The following is an 18,812-nucleotide window of genomic DNA, read 5'->3' as shown; positions in this document are numbered from 1 at the left end:
AATAAATCTTCATATTTAAATAGAAGACTTTAAAGTAACATCGGTTTCGTGATATAATAAGTATTTAAATCAGTTAAATCAATATTTTGCTATCATCAACATCTACCACAGATAAAAAACTCTATGCTTACCCAAGAATCACCCAAAACTCAAACCATAAACTGGAAACCCATAATCAAAAAATTTGTCGCAGTCCTGGGAGAAAAAGGTGTAGTACAACGCAAAGAAGAACTCCTTACCTATGAATGTGACGGTTTAACCAGCTATAAACAATGTCCCCCCGTCGCAGTCTTACCAAGAACCACAGAACAAGTATCAGAAATCGTCAAAATTTGCAATCAATTCTCCGTTCCCTTTATTGCTAGAGGTTCGGGAACAGGTTTATCCGGTGGTGCTTTACCAGCAGAAAATTCTGTTTTAATTGTCACTTCATTAATGCGACAAATCTTAAAAATAGACTTAGAAAATCAACGGGCTGTTGTCCAACCCGGAGTAATTAATAGTTGGGTAACTCAAGCAGTTAGCGGCGCTGGTTTTTATTTTGCACCAGACCCTTCTAGTCAAATTATTTGTTCTATTGGTGGTAATATCGCCGAAAATTCAGGAGGGGTACATTGTTTAAAATATGGTGTAACGACAAATCATGTTTTAGGTTTAAAAATAGTCCTTCCTAGTGGTGCAATTGTTGATATTGGTGGACAAATTCCCGAAACTCCAGGTTATGATTTAACAGGTGTCTTTGTCGGTTCAGAAGGTACTTTAGGAATTGCGACAGAAATCACTTTAAAAATTCTCAAAACTGCCGAATCAATTTGTGTTTTATTAGCAGATTTTACCAGTGTAGATGCGGCTGCTGCAACGGTTTCTGATATTATCAGCGCGGGCATTATTCCTGGTGGTATGGAAATGATGGATAATATTAGTATTAATGCTGTAGAAGATGTGGTGGCTACTAATTGTTACCCTCGTGATGCTGCGGCTATTCTATTAGTAGAAATTGATGGTTTAGAAGTCGAAGTTTCTGCTAATAAACAGCGAGTTAAAGAAATTTGTCAAAACAATGGAGCGCGAAATGTGACTAGTGCCAGTGACCCAGAAACCAGATTAAAATTATGGAAAGGTAGAAAAGCAGCTTTTGCCGCTGCGGGACATATTAGCCCAGATTATTATGTACAAGATGGTGTAATTCCTCGCACTCAATTACCTTATGTTCTCCAAGAAATTGAGCGGTTAAGTCATCAATATGGTTATCCCATTGCTAATGTTTTTCACGCTGGAGATGGTAATTTACACCCATTAATTTTATTTGATAATTCCATACATGGAGAATTGGAAAAAGTCGAAGAATTGGGGGGAGAAATTCTCAGATTATGTGTAAGAGTGGGTGGTAGTATTTCTGGTGAACATGGTATTGGTGCTGATAAAAAATGCTATATGCCAGATATGTTTAGTCAAGCTGATTTAGAAACAATGCAATGGGTAAGACAGGTATTTAATCCCCAAGGTTTAGCAAATCCTGGTAAGATTTTTCCTACTCCTCGCACTTGTGGAGAAGCGGCAAAAGTATCTATTCAAAAATTCCCAGATGTAGAAAGATTTTAACAAAAAAGTTAGGAATCAGGAATATATACAGCAGTTACCGCTATTATGAAGTACAAATATTAATGATAAAACTCTTGTGGTGCGGGCATCTTGCCCGCATAATATGTACTTTACTCAAGCTAAACTTGCTGTAGCTATTCCTGGTATTATGAAATACAGTTTTGATCACCTGTATTTCCTTCCTAATTCTCTATTTTTCTCTGTCTTTAATTCTTCCTCCTTACTCCTGAGTTATTACATTTTTCTAATGACTTTACCTAATTGGATTACTTTTTCTCGACTGCTGGGAATACCTTTTCTACTCTACGGTTTATACAATCCTACAAATCAAGCCAAATGGATATGTTTAACTATATTTTTAATTGCGGCTCTAACTGATTGGTTGGATGGATATTTGGCCAGAAAATTGAATCAAATTAGTGAATTAGGTAAATTTCTTGATCCTTTGGTAGATAAATTATTGGTACTTGCACCATTATTAGTATTAGTAGAATTAGGAAAAATTCCAGCTTGGGGAGTTTTTATAATTTTAGCACGGGAATTAGCGATCGCTGGTTGGCGAGTTAATCAAACTACTATCACTGGTGCAAATATTTGGGGTAAACTGAAAACAGTTAGTCAAATTATTGCCATATCTCTCCTAATTGCTCCCTTATCTCCAATTTGGCAAACTCCTATTTTAATTGCCTTTTGGATATCGGTAATATTAACGATTATTTCAGGAATAATTTATCTCATTCCTCAAAAAATTAGTGAGTAAAATCAAAGTAGAGCAAATTAAATGTCTAGAATAGAAGGCTTTAGAGTTAGAAATTACAGAGTTATTCGTGATATTACCTTGGGGAAATTGTGGAATACACAAAGTGCCAAGCCATTAACACCAATGACAGCGGTTATTGGTAAGAATGGCGTGGGAAAAAGCACGATTTTTGACATTTTTGGCTTTCTTGCTGATTGCTTGAAAAATGGAGTAGAAGAAGCTTGTTATGCTCATGGTCGTGGTGGGTTTGAAAAAATTCTCTCTCAAGGACAACAGGGAAGTATTGAGTTTGAAATCTATTATAAAGAAGATGGTAATGCCCGACCAATTACTTATGAATTAGCCATAGATATTGACTCATTTCAAAGACCTTATGTAAAAAAAGAGAGACTGAGACAACGCAGAATAGGACAAGGTAAGGGACAACCTTTTTCTTTTTTAATTCTCAATGAAGGCAGAGGAATCGCATGGAAAGGTGAACAACAAGGTAAGCAAGATGATTTTGATGTGTCAGATTTAATGGATAAAATCCAAAGAGGTGAAGCAGAAGAAGAAAGTAAAGAAACCGAAGTAGTTGAACTTGATGATCACCGAAAACTGGGAATTGCTACTTTAGGTTCACTTAAACAACATCCCCGAATTTCTATGTTTAGAAGATTTATTGAAGGGTGGTATTTAAGCTATTTTACACCTGATGCTGCCCGCAGTTTACCTCTAGCCGGACCACAAAAGCATTTGAATATTCATGGAGATAATTTAGGTAATGTAGTTCAATTTATGGAAAGAGAACATCCCAAAAAGTTTCAATCCATACTGGAAAAAATAGCGAATAAAATTCCTGGTGTCAACAAGATTAGCACTTACCCAAGTCCAGATGGAAGACTGCTTTTGTGTTTCAACGACAAGGGATTTCAAGACCCATTTTACTCTCAACAAATGTCAGATGGTACACTCAAAGTATTTGCCTATCTTCTGATGTTAGAAGACCCTTCACCACCACCATTTTTGTGTATCGAAGAACCGGAAAATGGACTTTATCATAAACTTTTAGAAACCCTAGCCAGAGAATTTCGAGAACACACTAGAGGTCAGAAAGGTGGGTCACAAATATTTGTGACAACACATCAACCATATTTTGTAGATGCTCTTGAACCTGAAGAAGTTTGGGTATTAGAAAAGGGTGAGGATGGATTTGCTAAAATTAAGCGGGCTAGTGAAGATCCTCTGATAAATAATCTTGTTTCTGAGGGTTTGCCCCTGGGTGGACTTTGGTACAGTGACTACTTGGACGCAAGGTGAATATATGCACTTTGAGATATTAGTTGAGGATATTTCTGGCAAAACTACTCTTGATATTCTTGTTCCAAAAATTATTAACCCCGAACAACACACATTTAATATTCATGCTTACAAAGGAATAGGGCATATTCCTAAAAATCTTACATCTAATTCTGATCCCCAAAAACGAATTTTGCTCGACCAATTACCGCGACTTATTCAAGGCTATGGTAAAACATTTGCCAGTTATCCCCCTAGTTATCATGCTGTTCTGATCATTATTTGCGATCTTGATTACCGATGTTTGAGTGTTTTTCGCAAAGAATTACTGAATATTGTAGACTCTTGTGAACCTAAACCAAAGACGCAATTTTGTATTGCTATTGAGGAAGGAGAAGCATGGTATTTAGGTGATTTAGCAGCAGTAAAGACGGCTTATCCAAATGCCAAACTAGCAACCCTAAATTCTTATGCTAATGATGATATTTGTGGCACATGGGAGAAGTTAGCCGACGCAGTATATCCTGGTGGTTGTCAAAAGTTGTCTCAACTTCCTGATCAGGTAATTGGTAAAGAGAAAACAACTTGGGCTGAAAAGATATCTCCTCTAATGGATATTGATAATAATCAATCACCAAGCTTTTGTTATTTTCGAGATCAGCTTCGACGTTTAAGTGAGCAGTAAAGCAAGAAATGGCAATAAAAAACCCTGGCGAAACTGACCAGGGTTAATTAGGAGAAAATTTGAATGACGATTAGATACAAATACCGAAGCGGGAAATTTTAGCTAACCCCCAAGGTAATTAGAACTATAGAAGTTAAAAATAATATTGCTACTACACCTTGAAAGGCATAGGTGCTTTGTTGCGCTTTTGTAGGAAATTCTGCGTAGTAAAGTTTGGGTTCTTTGGCATAGTTGTTAAGAATGCCTTTTTCATCACTTGTGGTATACATAATGTTTTTTCTTGGGTTTGTTACTTTATGTAAACTAATATAACAATATCTTTACAAAGTGTCAATAGAACTTGACAAAAAAATAATTGATGCTAGAAGTAAGTGCTGCTTACCTGGAAGCGCCAGAAAAAATCTCGGTGACAGCAGCCATAAAAAAACCCACCTGCGCGGGTTTCCAGTGGAAAGTTAGCAAAGGTGGTTGAAAATCAATGAAATTGAAAATTTAGCCACAAAATGTTTTAGCAGTTTACAAACAAGTTGTGAACTGCTTGTGACTTTACCCATAACTTTGCCGTCAACAACACTATAACCCTCATTCTTGCGTCAGCTAATTTTGGATGAAATTGACAGCATTGTTAAAATTAAATCAACTAACCCAGAGCCAAACTGACCCCAAGCAACTGCAAACCGTAGGAGATAACGAACCATGATCGCAGCTAAAGACAACGCCCCTCACCTCACCCCAGAAGAATATTTCACTTGGGAAGAAAAGCAACTAGAAAAACACGAACTGATCGACGGTCAAGTTTACGCCATGACTGGCGGTAGCGTTAATCATAGCCGCATTGCAATTCGATTTGCGACTATGGTTGATACCCATTTAGACGCTAGTAGTTGCATAACAGGTAACTCTGACCTGAGAGTTAATATTGTTGGCACAAATAACTACACTTATCCCGATATTAGCGTCACCGGCGATGATCGCGATAAAACCACAACCCAATATATTACCTACCCCTGCTTAATCATTGAAGTTCTCTCAAAAACTACCGAAGCCTACGACAGAGGCGGCAAATTCAGAATGTATCAAAATAACCCGGTCTTGAAAGATTACCTGTTGGTTAGTTCCACTGCGATGGAAATAGATTTGTATCACAAAAATGATGCAGGACAATGGATGATTATTAACTATGGAGAAGGTGACACCATTGAACTAAAAAGCATCAATCTCAGCTTCCCCATTGAACAAATCTATCGCGGTTTAAATCTTGAACCAGAGAATGGGGAATAATAAAAGCATTACCTAACTAGGGCTTGCTGAATAAACACCGTGACAAATCAATGACTTGAGGGGATAGAAGATGAATAGGTGCAAGAAAAAGAGTTAAAACGGGTAAAAACCCTTACATAAAAGCTTAATAAGATATATAAAAAAGCGCAAAAACAAGAAACAGCACCAGAAAAAATCTCGGCTACAGCAGCCATAAAAAAAACCACTTGAGCGGGTTTCCAGTGGAAAGTTAGCAAAGATGGGTGAAAATCAATGAAATTGAAAATTTAGCTACAAAATGTTTTAGCAGTTCACAAACAAGTTGTAAACTGCTATGAAAACGGGATTGTGTTTTTTTAAATGGGCAGTACCAGACTCGAACTGATGACATCCTGCTTGTAAGGCAGGCGCTCTACCAACTGAGCTAACCGCCCGTTTTCTTTACTCAATTAATATAGCATAGCCTTTGAAAATTTTGCAAGTCTTTTGAGAAAATTTTTTTGGGGATTGGGAAAGGCTGATGTGAACGGGATTGAGCTATACTAATTGAGGGTTTTACTGTTAATTTGATATTTTTAATTTGCCAAGATGCCCTCTGGTCAAACGCACGATCGCATTACTATCTGGTCTATGCCTGTTGTGGCGGGTATAACGTTGATTTCCACTCACAGCAGTAATATGACTTTGTTAGTGGCGGGTGGGTTTATGTTTGGGGGGCTGATGTTTGGTCCCGATTTGGATATTTACTCCCGTCAATTTCAGCGTTGGGGTGTTCTGCGGTGGATTTGGCTACCTTATCAAAAAAGTCTGCGCCATCGGTCTTTTTTATCTCACGGTCCGATTATTGGTACAACCTTAAGAGTGGTGTATCTGACAACTTTTTTAGCATTGGTGGCCATTGTGCTGGTGATGATTTTCACCAAGTTGGGAAATGTGGCTTGGAACTGGGGCGAAGTGTGGGGAACTGTGGGGAAGACCATCTATATGTATTATGGAGAATTTTTTGCCCTCTTTGTCGGCTGTGAACTCGGTGCAATGAGCCATTCTTGTAGTGATTGGACTGTTTCCGGTTATAAACGATTTCAAAAACAGGGTATTCAAGGTTTACTCCCCCGTGGCAAAATTAAGAAACGTAAAGTTAGCCCCAGTCGTCGCAGTGTCAAAAAGCGGTAAAAAATATGGCAGTTAATCAGACTTTAGAGGCATTACAAGAGTTAATAAATATAGTAGCGAAATTGCGATCTCCCCAAGGTTGTCCTTGGGACTTGGCACAAACCCCATCAAGTCTAACTCCCTATGTAATTGAAGAGGCTTATGAGGTAGTAGACGCGATTCAAACTGGGGATAAACAGGCTATTGCTGAAGAATTAGGTGATTTATTATTACAAGTAGTATTACAGGCGCAAATTGCCAGTGAAGCGGGTGATTTTTCTCTGCAAGAAGTTGCAAAGGGGATTGCTCAAAAGTTAATACGTCGTCATCCTCATGTATTTGCTGATATGACTGTGGCAAGTATGGAAGAGGTACACAAAAATTGGGAAACGATTAAAGCAGCAGAAAAAGGAGAAACTGTAGAAGAGCAAAAACTCAGTCATAAATTAAATCGTTATCGTCGTAGTCTTCCCCCCTTAAATGCGGCCATGAAGATATCTGAAAAAGCTGCTCAGGTTGGTTTTGAGTGGAATAATGTAGATGAAGTTTGGGGCAAATTTCATGAAGAGTTAGGGGAATTTCAACAGGCTTTAGCTGAAGAAACCAAAGAAAGACAAGAATCCGAATTAGGTGATTTACTATTTGCCATTATTCAAATTGCCAGATGGCATAAACTTGATCCTAGTGCGGGTTTACAAGGGACAAGTCAGCGATTTATTCAACGATTGCAAAAAATGGAGGATGTGATTGAACGTCCGTTGACAGATTATAGTTTAGAAGAATTAGATGCCCTGTGGCAACAGGCTAAAGCCCAACTTGGTCATTAGACATCAGGTAAATTTAAATATGCGTTATTCAGAAACCTTATTTTGGAGTTGTCTAATGCTGATTTTGCAAATTAGTTGCTAGTTGCTACTCAAAAGCACAATCAATAACTAAATTCAATAAAGCGGATTACCATAAGGGTGAGGTACACTTTGGCGGGCAAGATGCCCGCACCACAAGATTTTTATCATTAATATCTGTAACTTATAATATCCGAAACTGCTGTAAAGCGATCGCTAAATCAACTCATAACAATTCTATCCAGTTGTAGCGACGCTGAAAACAATTACCAGTAGTATGTCCCTTGTACTTACTTTTCTATGCTTTCCGACCCCCGGACAAATTCCTTGCAGCCAGGGGTAACAGCGAGAATCTAACTAAGCATGACGTTGACTGACTAAAACCTGATGAGAATATTGAAAATCATCATTAGTAATTCTGATATCAGCAGGATCTGTCTGTCCTTGCGCTCGGAAACGGCGAATAGCTTCCACAGCAGCTTGATTACACAGCAATACTAAATCAGCGCCATTCCAACCTTCTGTGACTTCAGACCAATATGTTAAATTCACATCTAACAATGGTCGTCCCTCAGTATAGACCTGCAAAATATCTAAACGACTAGCTAAATCAGGCAAATCTACTTTAAGTTGTAAATCTAACCTACCTGCCCGTAATAACGCTGAGTCCAGAGCATCAGGACGGTTTGTAGCCCCAATGACCAGAATACTTGCACCCGCCTCTACACCATCCAATTCAGTTAATAATTGCCCTACTACCCGGTTACTCACGCCTGAATCACCGCTGTAACTTCCCCTTGCTGGAGCTAATGTATCAATTTCATCAATGAATATAACACAGGGTTCTGCTTGTCGAGCCTTAGCAAATAATTCCCGCACTGCTTGTTCACTCGCACCCACCCAACGGGTTAGTAATTCCGGTCCATTGACACCAATAAAATTAGCCCTGGCCTGGGAAGCCACAGCTTTGGCTAATAAAGTTTTACCAGTTCCCGGAGGACCCCATAGCAAAATCCCCTTGGGAGCAATAGCCTTAGTTTGTAGGTAAAGTTCTGGATAAAGTAGCGCCCCTTCTACAGATTCTCGCAGGGTTTGCTTAATATTCTCTAAACCACCAATATCATCCCAAGCAACTTGGGGAACTTCAACTTCCACACTACGAAGCACAGCCGGTTTGATTTCCTTTAGTCCCTGTAAAAAATCAGTTTGAGTAACCGTCATGTTTTCAGGAGCTTGCACCTCTATAGAAGGAACTTGACGACGGAGGGCGCTATAAGCCGCCTTTTGACAAACAGCCTTCAAATCAGCCCCCACAAATCCCACCGCCCGCTCGGCGATAAAATCGAGGTCAACGGTGTTATCCAAAGGCATAGAACGGGTGAGAATTTGCAGAATTTCTTTACGTCCGTTGATATCAGGAATGCGAAACTGAACTTCCCTGTCAAATCGTCCTGGTCTTCGCAAGGCTGGATCAAGATGGTCAGGGCGGTTGGTAGCTGCGAGAACAATCACCCCTGGGCTATGGGAAAAACCATCCATTAAGCCTAATAATTGGGCAACGAGGCGCTTTTCAACTTCCCCTTCTACTGCACTGCGGTCTGGAGCGAGGCTATCAATTTCATCAATAAAAATAATACAGGGAGCATTTTTGGCGGCTTTTTCAAAAATACCGCGCAATCTTTGTTCCGCTTCACCATAATATTTACTGATGACTTCAGGACCAACAATAGCAATGTAGTTAACGCCCAGTTCTTCAGCCAAAGCCCGGGCTGTGAGAGTTTTACCGGTGCCTGGAGGACCAACTAATAATACGCCGTGGGTGGGTTCTAGTCCTAATTTAGCCAATAGGTCAGGGCGTTTTAACGGAATAGCAACCAGTTCTTTGAGTTCTTTAAGAATTTCGCTCAGTCCACCGATATCTTTAAGAGCAATACCTGAAGTAGGATCGGGAGGAACAACTGGATCTGAGGGACCTGCACCAGAAGCCGGGGGGGATTGAGTGTTCATCCGACTTGTACCCACGTCATTACCCATATTACCCCCCATATTACCCATATTACCCCCCATATTACTGCTACGGGGGATATTTCCTGTTCTGGGAATACTGCTTAATGGGCGGGAGTTAAACTGGACATTGGTTTTGATTTCTCCGTTTTCTGATTTTTCTTCGAGAGTTTTTACCAGTTCTAATAACTGCTCGAATCCCTTGAATAAATCACTCATCACATTCCTCCAAAAATTGACTCTAAAAAAACCATTTTTTCTTGACTATATTATCCACTTAAAATAAAAGATCGGCAGCAGCTTTAATTCTGGCAATGGGTTCGACGGATCTGGGTAAGTTAGGTAAGCGAATAATTGTTTGCTGTGAAAACAAACTGCTCTCAATCTCTACATCTTGAGTGTAGCGATTTTGTACCACATAACGCTGTTGAATTCCTATAGTTTTGAGAGATTCCGTTAAGCGGATGTGTTCAGCTATAATTGCAGATTCTGCCTGAATTACACCCACAAATTGGGTGTGCTTTGGGTCTTTTAATTTCTTTTGAGCTTTAACAACTTGTTGGCGCAGACTTCGCAACCGGCCAATGAAATCAACTCGACCCAGGACATTCTGATATTTCATCCACAGCTTAAATATCCAAGATAACCAATCTCCTAATGCAGTTGGCATTGACAAAAATTGCAGAAGATGACCTGTGGGTGCTGTATCTAGAATAATCAAATCTTGCTGGTTGCTGTCTAATAAATCCATAATGGTGATTAGGGATAGCATCTCATCAATACCTGGTAAAGCTTGAGACATAATTTGCCGCCAAGCTTCTGGAAGATAGGCAATATTTATTGTTGCGTCTGCTTCTGTTCCTTCACCACTAATCATATCCGCCAATTCCCAAAGGTAATCGGCACGAAATTGATCTAATATTTTCTCAGCATTAATTTCCTGTCCAGTTAAATTAGGAGCTAATAATTTTGGTTCATGTCCTAATTTTTCACCAAAAGCATCTCCCAAGGAATGAGCAGGATCTATGGAAATTACGCGAATTTTTTGATCAGGATAACGATTAGCAAAAGCCCAGGCCATGGCTGCTGACACCGTGGTTTTACCAACTCCTCCTTTGCCACCGACAACAATTAGTTGACAGCCTTCGGCTACAAAGTCAGTAAAGCTAGGTGGAATTTTAGTCGGCCATTGAATTGGTGGTGGAGCAGCGAGTTCCACATGATCAATATATTGAATTTGTGCTGCTAGATTATCTAATGCTAACCCCCCTAATGGTGCGAATTGCTGTTGTGGTACTATGAAAACGGGTTTATTTTGAGAAATTTTCAAGAATTTATTGATAAAGCTTTGCTGTTCGGCATAGCGATCTGGCTCTATAGATGAATCACTGACAATTCGATTTATTACTATGCCACCATAGGGAACATTTAAGGTTTTTAAACTTTCGATAAATCGCTCAGTTTCCGCAAAACACATAGGTTCAGAAACCGCAACAACTATACAACCTGTAAATTGATCATCTTGTAGTAGTCGTCTACCTTCCGCTAATTGAAATTTTAGATCGGCTAAAAAGTCATCAACTTCATCAAGAGTATAACGTCCGGTTAAAGTTTCTGTGATCACCTGATGCTTTTTTTGGAATAACTCTAATGAGTTTAAAATCACATCTAAAAAATCTTCCAATCGCAACAGGTTTAAGGTATGACCAGAAGGAGCCATATCAACTACTATGCGGTCTACTTTTTTTTCAGATAGTAGACGTTGGATTTCTAGTAATCCCATTAATTCGTTTAAACCAGGCCAGTCCAAATCCCAAACTGGGGCTAAATCTTGTCCGTCAGCTAGACTTCCTCGCTCAACCAGTATTTCTAAAAATTTGCTATATTTGGCCTTAAATTCTAATAGCAGTTTTTCAGCATCTAAAGCCTGAACACTTAAATTAGGCAAATCTGTTAATGGTGAAGCATAATCTTTCACTTCTGTCAGTAATACATCTCCTAAAGAATGTGCCGGATCTGTAGAAAGTAACAAAATTGTTTCTTCCGGGAACTGTTTTGCCCAATAACGAGCAAAAGTGCAAGAAGTGGTAGTTTTGCCAACTCCACCCTTACCACTAAACATGATTAAATGAAATGAGTCGTACTGGTTCATAATAAACTTAATAAATCACTAAAAGACTAATAAATAATCATTAAATAAAGTGGTACGGAGGAAGAGAGTCTCCCAAAAGTAAATCCCAACGTGGACAGGCTTTTTGCCAATTTAAAAATTGTTCTAAAAGCAAAGTTTTATCTTGGGAATTAACCAATAGGTAAATATTTACTTCTTCTTCTTTTTCCTGAATAACAAGTGGTAATTGATTGACTTTAGTGATTGAATCAATCAGATTTTGTTTTTCTGTAGCTTGAGCAATGCTAAAGTTATTTTTGTCTTGATAGCGTTGTTTTTTAGCCAAAAAATAATCCCTACCTCCTCTTTCCAATACTGCCGGTTCTTCCATCGTCCGCGGGATTAATTTTAAAGTAAATTCAATTTTACCATTGATTTTTTCTAGTTTGTCTTGATATTCTTGTCTATGGGATTCTAAATAATTTAGTAAGTTGTTTGTGGAAGTAAAACAAGTTCCAAAACGCAAAGGTAAAACCGTAACCTGTTGAAAAAGTTCACAAATCACTCGATCATGAGATAAAGCCATCTGGATAATTTTTTCATCATTATTTTGAAATGATTCTAAGGATATTCCTCGCTCAACAATAGCCGACATTCCCGAACCATTAATCAGTATTACTTGACTAGCAGCACCTTGTGGCAAAACCAAGGGAAATCTGGGTATTTCTAAAAAAGCATAAGTGTAGAAATTTTCTAATTCCATATATTTTACCTAGATAAAAATATTTGCTGGTATTAATTACCTAAGATTCATATTCATTGCCATACCGAATAAATTTTTTCATCTATACCTCGATAATTTAGGGATTTACAATAACAAAAACTTAGTTATAATGCTAGGAAATATTCAGGTATTTTTCATGAGAAATGTTCGCAATCCCGGTATTATCAGAGCTAAAGTTAGTACCATGCCCAGAAATCAATCTGATGCTTCAAGTCAATTAGAGCTTTATAAAATGGTGACGGAAAAGCAACGTATTCAGAGAGAACTATGTTATATCAAGGAACGGACTAATGTATTGCAACAGCGGTTGGACATCCTTAATGGCCAGATAGAGGATACAGAGAAAACGATTAAAAAATTGCGTCAACCTCAGCCTAGTGCTACTCAAAACATAGTGAGTCCAAACACCTTTGTTGAATCGAATAATTACCAAACCTTTGAGATTGAATATTAAAATCCGACATCTTGATCAATTTGGCAAAATATGAATACATCTTCAACAATTTACCCGCTAATGCGGGTTTTTTTATGATCGCCTTAAACTCTACTTGAATATTGTACTAGTTATAGTATAATTCCCAATTCGTAATTACCGTATCTTTAGGGGATTAAATCCGGTAGAGGGGGAGATATATTTTCTGTCCCGTCACCTATAGTGTAACAAGATGCTTATATGTGTCAATTATTGGTGTAAATTTCAGCTTCTAGTTCCAAGCGTGCTTCCTCTTGTTCAGCTTCTAGTTCCAAGCGTGCTTCCTCTTCCAAGGCTTGAATTTTCAAAAGAATCTCTTCTTCTTGAATCTCAAAATCCTCTTCAGAAATTTCGCCAATGTCGAAAGAAAGTTGTAAACTTAATAATTGTTTATGCAAATTTTCTTGAGCATCAAATTCAGTATTAGTCCGTTCTTGGATTTGCTCTGCAATCCAGACAACTCCATTAAGTGGACCCATGATTGGCAATAGCAAAAGTTGCGTCAGCATCGTCATAACTCCTATGAATCAAGCAGGGCAAATGTATAGGGGGCAGTAAAATTGTTGTAGCGAATACGCAAGCGAGTACCAAATTTCTTGTCAATTGCTTCAACGCGTTCGCTAAAGAGAGGTTCACTATCCCAGGGAATCAAAAAGGCTGCATTGTAAATCATTTCTTCCGTCATGGGGTCACTGACTACAATCTCTCGAGCCAAAGGATTTAGCTCTCTGGTAAAAACTTCAATTACAGCTTGTTTACGGGCTTGCAAATTACTTTCAATTGATTGTCCTATTTGAATCACTTCCTCCATACTTAGCTTTTTACCTTCCATGTTGTCGCGCTGCTGCCTCAACTCATGATTAGACTCCATCATGGCTTGCAATTCAGCCTTAGCATCCCACAGAATTTTAATGCTTACCTCTCTTTGTCCTGCCAATTTTTCAAACAATTTATGTAATTGTTCTTTATGAGGATTAATTAGTTGGCTCATGATTGTTTCCCAATCTTTAACAACTAATCCAAACCGCAAAGGCAAAAGAACATGAAAACCTTCATGCATTGTTTGTTCTAAAACTCTTTCATGAGCTAACAAATTACGGCGAGAAGCCAAATATTTTTCTTGACAGGCCTGTGAATATAAAAAAGTAAACCCATCAACTACTTGGCTATGAACAGGTTTTCCATCCAATCCTTTAATCTCAAGAGTTTCAGGAATTATGTCTGGGAAAATGCCATACAAATAAAGACCAAAATTTTTATGAGCCAAATCTGTGTTCATAAGTTTTAAATAAATTAAACCTAAAATTAGGACTGATAAACTAGTATTAAATTGGTTTTGATGTCAGAACTAATCGTAATTTAGCGTGAATAAGATCAAGTTGAGCTAGACCTAGATCTATCTCACCGTCTAGAACAACTCCGGTATTTAAAAGCCTATCTAGTAATTCCAGTACGGAAGGGCGACTACCAGTTTCTCCTGGATAATAAGAGCCAGATTGTGGTAAAAGAGTACCAAAATCTCCCAAATTTACATTCAACTCTGCTGGGTCAACTTCAAAAGTCTGACACAAATGTAATATTTGTGCTTCTAACTTTTGAATACTGTCTGCTGCCCGTTCTAATTCAGGTTCACTGAGTAAATTCTCTTCCATACGCCGAATTACTTGAGCTTCCATCAACTGACGCAGCAATTCTAATACAGTCAAAAGCAAAGGGGCTAAACCGGCTTCATTCTTAGATTTAGAAACGGTAGTCAGTGACTCATCGAAGTTATCAGCTGGAGTGGAAAGCATTTTGATGATGCAACCTAAAGTTTTAAATGTCTTTGATACAAGTTGACTATTAAAGTTTTAAAAGTCTCAGCTTTGATTAATTAGATGTGGATAACTCATAACTCCTACATTTTCAGTTGAGGTTAAAGGTCAATCGTTGGTTCTATCGGTGAAGTTTCTTCACTATTTTCTGGTTGAAAATCTGTAATTTCTATGGTTGGGTTTAAAGATAATGGAGTTTCTTGATTACTTTCAACTTGCAGATCTATCGGTGAAGTTTCTTCACTAGTTTCTGATTGGAAATCTGTAATTTCTATTGTTGGGTTTAAAGATAATGGAGTTTCTTGATTCCCTTCAACTTGGATATCCATAATTTCCACTTGTGTATCTACAGGTGATGAATCTTCTTGACTGGTTTGAGCTTGAAAATCTAGAACTTCAATCGGTGCATCTAAAGGTGATAGATTATCTTCCTTCTCTTGGAAAAAATCATCTTTAGTATCGGTTGGTAGGGGAATTTCCTCATTGAGACTACTAGAAGATGTTAGCAAATTTAGTTTGGATTCTAGAGTTTCTAAACGATGCCGAAGTTGTTCATTTTCTGCAACCAAACCTTGAGCCTTAGCGCTGAGATAAGGATCGTTTTCCCACCAATTAATACCCATTTCCTTGGCTTTATCCACGGAGGAAATCAACAAGCGAATCCGAATATTTATCAGTTCGGTGGACGCGATAGATATAGAAATATCCCCAGCAATCACAATCCCTTTATCTAAAACTCTTTCGAGAATGTCCGCTAAAGTCGAACCTTGGGTAGATGTATTAATAGTTCGACTTGAGTTTGTTTGATGACGTGTAGGCAGTGTTGGATTAGAATTCACAAATGATTAAACTCTTGAATGGTATAAACACGATTGACTTTGCAAGCTAAAAATTTTTATGCAAAGAACATAGAGCTTTTATGCTCATGTCGCGCTCTATGTTTAAGGCTTTTTGAATTCCCGTTCATCCTTCACTTTTTTGCTTAACCAGGTAGTTGCAAACTTAATTTTTACAAGGAACAGGACTTAAACAAGATATGAGTGAAAACCCTATTCTTGCCTAAGGTTAATACCCTAATTTTGTTCTGTTTTGCGTAACTCCTGGGGAATATCATTTGCCAATTCTGTATTTGGTTGAATAACTAATTCTTGAGATGTAAACTGGGAATTGTTAATCAAAAGTTCATCGGTAGAAGGAAGAGTATCATTTAATACTTGAATTTCTTCTGCTGAGAATTGCTCAAGCAACCCCACAAAAATATCAGTGGACTCGCTAATAGACAACTGAGCGCGGTTAAACAGAATATCCATAGCGATTTCTCGAAAATCTAAATCTTCTATTGAAGCCGGAATATCATGATCCGCACAGACTTTAGCAATCATTAAACAAGACCGTAAACCGGAAGTTTTTTCTGCCCCCGTGGCCAGACGAAATGATTTGACCAACCTAACTATTAGGTTAGCAGATTCTCGGCCTATGTTTGTTTTCTGAATTAATATCTCTGTCTGAGTGATCTCATCCGGTTCTGGCATATTAATGGTAACCAATCTATCCATTAAAGCATCTTGCGTGGAGTGAACTCCGCAATATTCTTCTGGATTTGATGTAAAAATTACCCGAAACTGGGGATTAACACTCAGGTATTCTGGCTGATTACTGCTGGGAGGAAGACTGAGAATTTTTTCTTCTAATGCTGACAGCAGGACGTTATTAACTTCAGGACGTGAACGGTTAAATTCGTCATATACTAAAGTAAAGCCTTCACGACAAGCTAAAGTTAAACGGGAATCAACCCAATTTTGCTTAAATTCATCTTCGACTTTAACAACGCTGTGTATATAGTTATCCAGTAATTTTTTGTGGGTATAACCGGATTCACTACCAATTAAGTCGGAACTTTTAAATTGGTCATCTCCAAACAGTAACATCACTGGTCTGTCAAGACAGTTAGCCAAGTGCATACCCAAAGTTGTTTTTCCTGTCCCTGCAGGTCCCCGTAGGTGAATAGGAAACCCTGATCTGAGATAACGCAGCGCCCGAATTACTACTCGCTCAATAGCAGGTGTGACTACAAACTGACCTGGACGAAGACGAAGAACGGCTCTTTTATGATTAACTTTGGTGATGCTCATAAGTTGAATATGGTAAACAGTTAAGAAAAAATTAAGATGGGTGGGAAAAAAAGAATGATATAATGCTTTTTTAAAATTTATGCGCTAATATCATATCATTGGTTTGATGAGGTAGGATGCCTATTTTTATAAAATTAGGAGCATTAATGCTAACTAATTGTTTACTCTGACAGAAAAACAGTATAAATATAGGCTACCTAACTCTCACACCAAAACTTGTTGTTGTTGAATTTTATTAATCACCCCCTCATCTTACCAGTTTTTTAACTGTAAGATTGGGGGTTTTATTATGTAACCCTATTCTCCAATAAATTGAATTATTGAGAGTATAGATTAACCAAAGATACTTACAAACAAATCCTGACGGAACTTAACGAGAGATTCCTTCTGTTCTTTAGCTTGAGCAAATCTGGCTTTAGCTGTTTCTGATAAGAACTGCTCAGTTGTTGCTTGAAGTTCTTTGTGGAAGTCTAACAGTTCTTGAGCTTGTTTTTGAGCTTGAGCAAATCTGGCTTTAGCTGTTTCTGATAAGAACTGCTCAGTTGTTGCTCGAAGTTCTTGATAGAATGCTAACAGTTCTTGAGCTTGTTTTTGAGCTTGAGCAAATCTGGCTTTAGCTGTTTCTGATAAGAACTGCTCAGTTGTTGCTTGAAGTTCTTGATAGAATGCTAACAGTTCTTGAGCTTGTTTTTCGGCTTGAGCAAGTCTGGCTTTAGCTGTTTCTGATAAGAACTGCTCAGTTGTTGCCTGAAGGTCTTTATGGAAGTCTAGCAATTCTTGAGCTTGTTTTTGAGCTTGTGCTTGTCTTGCTTGGGCTGTTTCTGATAAGAACTGCTCAGTTGTTGCTTGAAGTTCTTTGTGGAAGTCTAGCAATTCTTGAGCTTGTTTTTGAGCTTGTGCTTGTCTTTGCGCTGCGGTAGCGGACAAGAACTCATTAGTTTCTAGAGCTAGTTGAGCCACTTTCTTAGCTATTGACTGATGCTCTTGTTGGATTCTTGCCATTAAAGAAGTCATGAAATTCTCCAGAAAATAAAATAGTAAACTGGCATCGAATACATTCACTGGCAATTTTTTCAGCGAATATGTTTTAAGGATTCATACTTTTTTGTAATATCCTTTGAAAGATCTTGATTTCCAAATCTATAGATAATTAAAAAAAGTAGAATCAATATCAGAATTAAATTGATGTTTAATTCTGAATATTCGTTATTAAAATTAAGCAGGTACTGCTGCGGATTGGGTTAAACCAACTGCTTCAGCATATTTCAAGTAGGTTTCAACAGAAGCGATAACGATACGAGCTTCAATTGCTAGTAATTAGATACCAACTAAGGAAACACGAACCCAAGCATCAATGACGATACCTTTGTCTAAAATTCTGTCAATAACTTCTGCCAAGCTGGAGGAAGAATTGGTTTTTTCAACTGCCATTTTTTTAAGTCCTTGTTGTTGTTGTTAGAAATATGAATAACTATCAAAACTACACCTTGATAGTTATTCCAAATTGGGAAATCTGGTTATTAAAATTAAGCAGGTACTGCTGCGGATTGGGTTAAACCAACTGCTTCAGCATATTTCAAGTAGGTTTCAACAGAAGCGATAACGATACGAGCTTCAATTGCTAGTAATTCGATACCAACTAAGGAAACACGAACCCAAGCATCAATGACGATACCTTTGTCTAAAATTCTGTCAATAACTTCTGCCAAGCTGGAGGAAGAATTGGTTTTTTCAACTGCCATTGTTTTAAGTCCTTGTTGTTGTTGTGAGTAAGGGGAATAACTATTAAAACTACACCTTGATAGTTATTCCAAATTGGGAAATCTGGTTATTAAAATTAAGCAGGTACTGCTGCGGATTGGGTTAAACCAACTGCTTCAGCATATTTCAAGTAGGTTTCAACAGAAGCGATAA

Annotated in this window: 20 protein-coding genes and 1 tRNA gene; 8 read left to right on the top strand and 13 right to left on the bottom strand. The window is 38.1% G+C overall.

Annotated elements, in window-relative coordinates; all coding sequences use genetic code 11:
- The first annotated feature begins 123 nt into the window (after positions 1 to 123).
- From glcD to FFO06_RS07800, 4 genes are all read left to right on the top strand, one after another.
- Positions 124 to 1,602 (top strand): glycolate oxidase subunit GlcD, encoded by a 1,479-nt coding sequence (gene glcD, locus FFO06_RS07815; RefSeq protein WP_137907531.1) that lies wholly within the window; start codon positions 124 to 126, stop codon positions 1,600 to 1,602.
- 247 nt (positions 1,603 to 1,849) lie between these two features.
- A complete protein-coding gene (pgsA, locus tag FFO06_RS07810) occupies positions 1,850 to 2,362 on the top strand; it encodes a CDP-diacylglycerol--glycerol-3-phosphate 3-phosphatidyltransferase (RefSeq protein ID WP_137907530.1) in 513 nt (170 codons plus the stop codon).
- Positions 2,363 to 2,383: 21 nt separating this feature from the next.
- Positions 2,384 to 3,661: an AAA family ATPase gene (locus FFO06_RS07805; protein WP_236097095.1), complete on the top strand. Its 1,278-nt coding sequence runs from the start codon at positions 2,384 to 2,386 to the stop codon at positions 3,659 to 3,661.
- The gene (locus tag FFO06_RS07800) at positions 3,639 to 4,325 is read left to right on the top strand and encodes a DUF4276 family protein (RefSeq protein ID WP_236097094.1); all 687 of its coding nucleotides are present in this window, start codon (positions 3,639 to 3,641) and stop codon (positions 4,323 to 4,325) included. Before FFO06_RS07805 ends, FFO06_RS07800 begins: the two co-directional genes overlap by 23 nt.
- A 98-nt stretch (positions 4,326 to 4,423) precedes the next feature.
- Here the strand turns inward: FFO06_RS07800 and psb34 are convergent, their stop codons facing one another.
- Complete coding sequence (gene psb34, locus FFO06_RS07795) at positions 4,424 to 4,594, bottom strand: photosystem II assembly protein Psb34 (RefSeq protein WP_137907529.1); 171 nt, start codon at positions 4,592 to 4,594, stop codon at positions 4,424 to 4,426.
- A 427-nt stretch (positions 4,595 to 5,021) separates the two neighbouring features.
- Between psb34 and FFO06_RS07790 the strand changes: the two genes are divergently transcribed.
- Entirely contained in the window at positions 5,022 to 5,606 is a 585-nt protein-coding gene (locus FFO06_RS07790; RefSeq protein ID WP_137907528.1) for a Uma2 family endonuclease, read from the top strand.
- A 340-nt stretch (positions 5,607 to 5,946) separates the two neighbouring features.
- Here FFO06_RS07790 and FFO06_RS07785 read toward each other — a convergent pair.
- Positions 5,947 to 6,019 (bottom strand) — tRNA-Val (locus tag FFO06_RS07785).
- A gap of 154 nt (positions 6,020 to 6,173) precedes the next feature.
- On the opposite strand from FFO06_RS07785, the gene FFO06_RS07780 reads away from it, so the two are divergent.
- Positions 6,174 to 6,758 (top strand): metal-binding protein, encoded by a 585-nt coding sequence (locus FFO06_RS07780; protein ID WP_137907527.1) that lies wholly within the window; start codon positions 6,174 to 6,176, stop codon positions 6,756 to 6,758.
- A 5-nt stretch (positions 6,759 to 6,763) separates the two neighbouring features.
- Positions 6,764 to 7,564 carry a nucleoside triphosphate pyrophosphohydrolase gene (gene mazG, locus FFO06_RS07775; RefSeq protein WP_137907526.1) on the top strand — a complete coding sequence of 267 codons (801 nt, stop codon included), beginning with the start codon at positions 6,764 to 6,766 and terminating at the stop codon, positions 7,562 to 7,564.
- Positions 7,565 to 7,939: 375 nt separating this feature from the next.
- Here mazG and FFO06_RS07770 read toward each other — a convergent pair whose 3' ends face one another.
- The 3 genes from FFO06_RS07770 to FFO06_RS07760 are packed head-to-tail and all read right to left on the bottom strand — an operon-like array spanning position 7,940 to position 12,459.
- Complete coding sequence (locus tag FFO06_RS07770; protein ID WP_137907525.1) at positions 7,940 to 9,805, bottom strand: AAA family ATPase; 1,866 nt, start codon at positions 9,803 to 9,805, stop codon at positions 7,940 to 7,942.
- A 58-nt stretch (positions 9,806 to 9,863) separates the two neighbouring features.
- Positions 9,864 to 11,738: an ArsA family ATPase gene (locus FFO06_RS07765; RefSeq protein ID WP_174782814.1), complete on the bottom strand. Its 1,875-nt coding sequence runs from the start codon at positions 11,736 to 11,738 to the stop codon at positions 9,864 to 9,866.
- A 40-nt stretch (positions 11,739 to 11,778) separates the two neighbouring features.
- Positions 11,779 to 12,459, bottom strand: coding sequence for a GvpL/GvpF family gas vesicle protein (locus FFO06_RS07760; RefSeq protein WP_137907524.1), 681 nt, complete (start codon positions 12,457 to 12,459; stop codon positions 11,779 to 11,781).
- A gap of 157 nt (positions 12,460 to 12,616) precedes the next feature.
- On the opposite strand from FFO06_RS07760, the gene FFO06_RS07755 reads away from it, so the two are divergent.
- Entirely contained in the window at positions 12,617 to 12,934 is a 318-nt protein-coding gene (locus FFO06_RS07755) for a gas vesicle protein (RefSeq protein ID WP_137907523.1), read from the top strand.
- A 224-nt stretch (positions 12,935 to 13,158) separates the two neighbouring features.
- Here the strand turns inward: FFO06_RS07755 and FFO06_RS07750 are convergent, their stop codons facing one another.
- The 8 genes from FFO06_RS07750 to gvpA form a co-directional block, all read right to left on the bottom strand.
- Positions 13,159 to 13,461 carry a gas vesicle protein GvpG gene (locus tag FFO06_RS07750; protein ID WP_137907522.1) on the bottom strand — a complete coding sequence of 101 codons (303 nt, stop codon included), beginning with the start codon at positions 13,459 to 13,461 and terminating at the stop codon, positions 13,159 to 13,161.
- 11 nt (positions 13,462 to 13,472) lie between these two features.
- Complete coding sequence (gvpF, locus tag FFO06_RS07745; RefSeq protein ID WP_137907521.1) at positions 13,473 to 14,231, bottom strand: gas vesicle protein GvpF; 759 nt, start codon at positions 14,229 to 14,231, stop codon at positions 13,473 to 13,475.
- A 46-nt stretch (positions 14,232 to 14,277) separates the two neighbouring features.
- Positions 14,278 to 14,745 carry a gas vesicle protein K gene (locus tag FFO06_RS07740; RefSeq protein WP_137907520.1) on the bottom strand — a complete coding sequence of 156 codons (468 nt, stop codon included), beginning with the start codon at positions 14,743 to 14,745 and terminating at the stop codon, positions 14,278 to 14,280.
- Positions 14,746 to 14,867: 122 nt separating this feature from the next.
- Positions 14,868 to 15,605, bottom strand: coding sequence for a gas vesicle protein (locus tag FFO06_RS21910; protein WP_236097093.1), 738 nt, complete (start codon positions 15,603 to 15,605; stop codon positions 14,868 to 14,870).
- Between the two features lie 234 nt (positions 15,606 to 15,839).
- Positions 15,840 to 16,898, bottom strand: coding sequence for a gas vesicle protein GvpN (gene gvpN, locus FFO06_RS07730; RefSeq protein ID WP_137907519.1), 1,059 nt, complete (start codon positions 16,896 to 16,898; stop codon positions 15,840 to 15,842).
- A 333-nt stretch (positions 16,899 to 17,231) separates the two neighbouring features.
- The gene (gene gvpC / locus FFO06_RS07725; protein ID WP_137907518.1) at positions 17,232 to 17,912 is read right to left on the bottom strand and encodes a gas vesicle protein GvpC; all 681 of its coding nucleotides are present in this window, start codon (positions 17,910 to 17,912) and stop codon (positions 17,232 to 17,234) included.
- A 303-nt stretch (positions 17,913 to 18,215) separates the two neighbouring features.
- Complete coding sequence (gene gvpJ / locus FFO06_RS22670; RefSeq protein ID WP_442341970.1) at positions 18,216 to 18,329, bottom strand: gas vesicle protein GvpJ; 114 nt, start codon at positions 18,327 to 18,329, stop codon at positions 18,216 to 18,218.
- Positions 18,330 to 18,424: 95 nt separating this feature from the next.
- Entirely contained in the window at positions 18,425 to 18,640 is a 216-nt protein-coding gene (gvpA, locus tag FFO06_RS07715) for a gas vesicle structural protein GvpA (RefSeq protein ID WP_015080752.1), read from the bottom strand.
- Positions 18,641 to 18,812 lie beyond the last annotated feature (172 nt).

The organism is Dolichospermum planctonicum, assembly GCF_005402965.1.
GTDB classification, from domain to species: Bacteria; Cyanobacteriota; Cyanobacteriia; order Cyanobacteriales; family Nostocaceae; genus Dolichospermum; species Dolichospermum planctonicum.
The sequence above is the reverse complement of the archived record's forward strand: the minus strand, read 5'-3'. Positions and strand labels throughout refer to the sequence as shown.

Excerpts from the sequence above, each read along its gene's own strand:
- glcD (WP_137907531.1), top strand. The coding sequence starts at position 124 with ATGCTTACCCAAGAATCACCCAAAACTCAAACCATAAACTGGAAACCC.
- pgsA (WP_137907530.1), top strand. The coding sequence starts at position 1,850 with ATGACTTTACCTAATTGGATTACTTTTTCTCGACTGCTGGGAATACCT.
- FFO06_RS07805 (WP_236097095.1), top strand. The coding sequence starts at position 2,384 with ATGTCTAGAATAGAAGGCTTTAGAGTTAGAAATTACAGAGTTATTCGT.
- psb34 (WP_137907529.1), bottom strand. The coding sequence starts at position 4,594 with ATGTATACCACAAGTGATGAAAAAGGCATTCTTAACAACTATGCCAAA.
- FFO06_RS07790 (WP_137907528.1), top strand. The coding sequence starts at position 5,022 with ATGATCGCAGCTAAAGACAACGCCCCTCACCTCACCCCAGAAGAATAT.
- FFO06_RS07780 (WP_137907527.1), top strand. The coding sequence starts at position 6,174 with ATGCCCTCTGGTCAAACGCACGATCGCATTACTATCTGGTCTATGCCT.
- mazG (WP_137907526.1), top strand. The coding sequence starts at position 6,764 with ATGGCAGTTAATCAGACTTTAGAGGCATTACAAGAGTTAATAAATATA.
- FFO06_RS07770 (WP_137907525.1), bottom strand. The coding sequence starts at position 9,805 with ATGAGTGATTTATTCAAGGGATTCGAGCAGTTATTAGAACTGGTAAAA.
- FFO06_RS07765 (WP_174782814.1), bottom strand. The coding sequence starts at position 11,738 with ATGAACCAGTACGACTCATTTCATTTAATCATGTTTAGTGGTAAGGGT.
- FFO06_RS07760 (WP_137907524.1), bottom strand. The coding sequence starts at position 12,459 with ATGGAATTAGAAAATTTCTACACTTATGCTTTTTTAGAAATACCCAGA.
- FFO06_RS07755 (WP_137907523.1), top strand. The coding sequence starts at position 12,617 with ATGAGAAATGTTCGCAATCCCGGTATTATCAGAGCTAAAGTTAGTACC.
- FFO06_RS07750 (WP_137907522.1), bottom strand. The coding sequence starts at position 13,461 with ATGCTGACGCAACTTTTGCTATTGCCAATCATGGGTCCACTTAATGGA.
- gvpF (WP_137907521.1), bottom strand. The coding sequence starts at position 14,231 with ATGAACACAGATTTGGCTCATAAAAATTTTGGTCTTTATTTGTATGGC.
- FFO06_RS07740 (WP_137907520.1), bottom strand. The coding sequence starts at position 14,745 with ATGCTTTCCACTCCAGCTGATAACTTCGATGAGTCACTGACTACCGTT.
- gvpN (WP_137907519.1), bottom strand. The coding sequence starts at position 16,898 with ATGAGCATCACCAAAGTTAATCATAAAAGAGCCGTTCTTCGTCTTCGT.
- gvpC (WP_137907518.1), bottom strand. The coding sequence starts at position 17,912 with ATGACTTCTTTAATGGCAAGAATCCAACAAGAGCATCAGTCAATAGCT.
- gvpJ (WP_442341970.1), bottom strand. The coding sequence starts at position 18,329 with ATGGCAGTTGAAAAAACCAATTCTTCCTCCAGCTTGGCAGAAGTTATT.
- gvpA (WP_015080752.1), bottom strand. The coding sequence starts at position 18,640 with ATGGCAGTTGAAAAAACCAATTCTTCCTCCAGCTTGGCAGAAGTTATT.